The organism is Pararcticibacter amylolyticus (assembly GCF_003130405.1).
Classification (GTDB): Bacteria; Bacteroidota; Bacteroidia; order Sphingobacteriales; family Sphingobacteriaceae; genus Arcticibacter; species Arcticibacter amylolyticus.
The window spans coordinates 59666-62507 of the sequence record NZ_QEAS01000012.1; the positions used below are offsets into that span (position 1 = coordinate 59666).

The 2842-nt window shown below is 42.9% G+C and carries 2 protein-coding genes; one reads left to right on the forward strand and one right to left on the reverse strand.

Annotation, left to right across the window (positions count from 1 at the left end; genetic code table 11):
* A partial coding sequence (folK, locus tag DDR33_RS26695) for a 2-amino-4-hydroxy-6-hydroxymethyldihydropteridine diphosphokinase (RefSeq protein ID WP_109416630.1) occupies nt 1–858 on the reverse strand: 858 nt, incomplete at its 3' end.
* A gap of 81 nt (nt 859–939) precedes the next feature.
* Here folK and sppA point away from each other — a divergent pair.
* Nucleotides 940–2706: a signal peptide peptidase SppA gene (gene sppA / locus DDR33_RS15035; protein WP_109416631.1), complete on the forward strand. Its 1767-nt coding sequence runs from the start codon at nt 940–942 to the stop codon at nt 2704–2706.
* The last annotated feature ends 136 nt before the right edge of the window (nt 2707–2842 follow it).

A 2842-nucleotide genomic window follows, 5' to 3' on the forward strand; every position in this document is an offset into this window, starting at 1 on the left:
GCTCCCCAGTTCAGTCCTGATCTTCCGGAGGTCGTCATAAAGTCTATCGAATACGTTGTTCAGATAGTTGAATTGTTCTTCAATTTCTTCAGGGTGATCAAGATCACGCGCTTTGCGCTCTATTTCAGCCATTCTTTGCCGTGCGGCCTCGACACCGATGAAGGCAAGTGTCGGTTTAATCTTGTGAGCGACTGCCGCAGTTGCAGTCCAGTCTTTTTCTTTGATTGCCGTAGCCAATTGTTCGAAATAAACAGGAGTTTGTTCAATAAAGATATCAATCATATCAATAATGAACTCCGCGTTTCCATCCGCAATGTCATTGAGGTATGACATATCGACTTCGAAGTTGTTGTTGGTTTCTTTAGACATAATCGTATTATTGTACCGTTCTACGTATAACTCATCCTGAAGCGTGGCAAGCAAGTCCTGTATCGAAGTTTCTAAAACCGGGTGCCGCATACCGGGAGCAATTTCCGCAAGAGGAGTTAAAACAAACCTTCTTTCCTGTAATAAAGGATGAGGGATCGTCAGGTCCGGCTGACTGATTACCAGGTCGTCATAAAAAAGAATGTCAATGTCCAAAGTCCGTGCACCCCATTTCAGAACCCTTTCCCTGCCCAGCGATTTTTCGATCGCATGAATAGTTAACAACAAATCATCTGCGGGAAGCTCCGTTTCAACACAAACCGCCTGATTCAGAAAATCAGCTAAATCAGTATTCCCCCATGAAGCCGTCTGATAGATGGCCGATGATTCCTTAATTTTTCCTATTTCTCTTTCAATGAGAGACCGGCCCCTGCGTAGATAATCTAACCTGTCTCCTAAATTGCTGCCAAGTAACAAATAAATCGTGTGCATAAACCTTAATCAGGTTGTAACGTTTCAAATATATTTATATCTATTGTATACTTGCACATATTATTATAAGATTAGCTTTCAATGAAAGGTTTTTTCAAAGTTGTTTTTGCGTCGATGATCGGATTTATCCTTTCAGCTGTGGTCCTGGGCATATTGTTTATTGCCATCATTTTTGCAATCGTCTCTGCATCAGACAATGAGACAGTTAACGTTGAACCAAGTTCAGTTATGCACATGTCCCTCAATATACCCATAGTGGAGCGGACAATAAAAAGTCCGCTTGACGACCTGGATTTAGGGGGGCTGGGGACTCAAAAAAAACTAGGGCTGAATGATATTCTTCTCGCCTTAAAAAGGGCGAAAGAAGACTCCAACATCAAGGGTATTTACCTTGATATCACCGGGGTGCAGGCCGGTATGGCAACGATTGAAGAGATCAGAAATGCATTGATCGACTTTAAAAAATCGAAAAAATTCATCCTTGCCTATAGCGAAGTGTATACGCAGGGAGCTTATTATCTTGCCTCCGTGGCCGACAAAGTCTACATCAACCCGGAAGGCCTGCTTGAGTTTACAGGTTTCAGCTCAGAGATCACCTTCTATAAAGGGACACTTGAAAAACTTGAAATTGAACCACAGGTGATTAAGGTGGGGACTTACAAAAGTGCTGTTGAGCCTTTTGTCCTCGACAAAATGAGCGATGCAAACAGGCAGCAGGTCACATCTTTCATGGGGTCTATGTACGATCACTTCCTTTCAGGGGTATCGGCATCCAGAAAAATCGAAAAAGATTCCTTATTCGCCATTGCCAATGAGCTGAAAGTGCAAAGTGCATCAGATGCTGTAAAATATAAACTCGCTGACGGAACGCGGTATAAGGATGAGGTAATTGACGAACTGAAAAAATTAACTGGAACCGATAAGAAAGACGATATAAAATCTGTCACACTTACAGGCTATATCAAAAATAACAAACCGGAGAGCGGTGATATTAATAACAGGATTGCTATCGTTTATGCCTCAGGCGAGATAACCGGAGGAGAAGGAGACGATGAAACGATCGGTTCTGAGAGAATTTCGAGAGCAATCAGGAGAGTGAGAACGGACGATAAGATCAAAGCAGTCGTTTTCCGGATTAACTCTCCCGGCGGCAGCGCGCTGGCATCAGATGTAATCTGGAGAGAAGTCGCTCTCACCCGTAAAGTTAAACCGGTAATCGTATCTATGGGAGACGTTGCTGCTTCCGGCGGATATTATATCGCATGTGCGGCCGATTCTATTTTTGCTGAGCCCAATACGATTACAGGTTCTATTGGCGTGTTCGGAATTATCCCTAACATGCAGAAATTCTTTAACAATAAGCTCGGCGTCACATTTGACGGGGTTAAAACAGCCGCCCATGCCGATCTTGGTTCTATTACACGCCCCCTGACCGATGCAGAAAAACTGATCATTCAAAAAGAGGTAAACCGCATTTATGGCACTTTCACCAAACGGGTAGCGGATGGCCGTAAGAAAACACAGGAATATATCAATCAAATTGGCCAGGGACGTGTTTGGAGTGGTTCAGAAGCTTTAAAGAACGGATTAGTTGACCGCCTTGGAAACATAGACCAGGCCATACAATCCGCAGCGAAAATGGCTAAACTTAAGGATTATAAAATGGTATCCTACCCTTCACAGAAAGATCCTTTGGAATCCATTTTTAAATCAGGAGAAGATAAACTCAGGGAACATTTTGCCAAAGCAGAGCTCGGCGAACAATATCAGTATTACAAACAGCTCAAAGATGCCCTCCGTTTTACCGGCATTCAGGCCCGGTTACCTTATTCTATTTCGATCAGGTAAGGTATTCAGCTATCAGGGGTTGGCTGTTAGCTTTTGGATATTGAATATTGTCTCCGCAATAGTATAAATTATAAAGGACAATGGTTTTGGCATTGTCCTTTATAATTTATACTATTTATACCGCGTCCGCATCCCA

Excerpts from the sequence above, each read along its gene's own strand:
- sppA (WP_109416631.1), top strand. The coding sequence starts at position 940 with ATGAAAGGTTTTTTCAAAGTTGTTTTTGCGTCGATGATCGGATTTATC.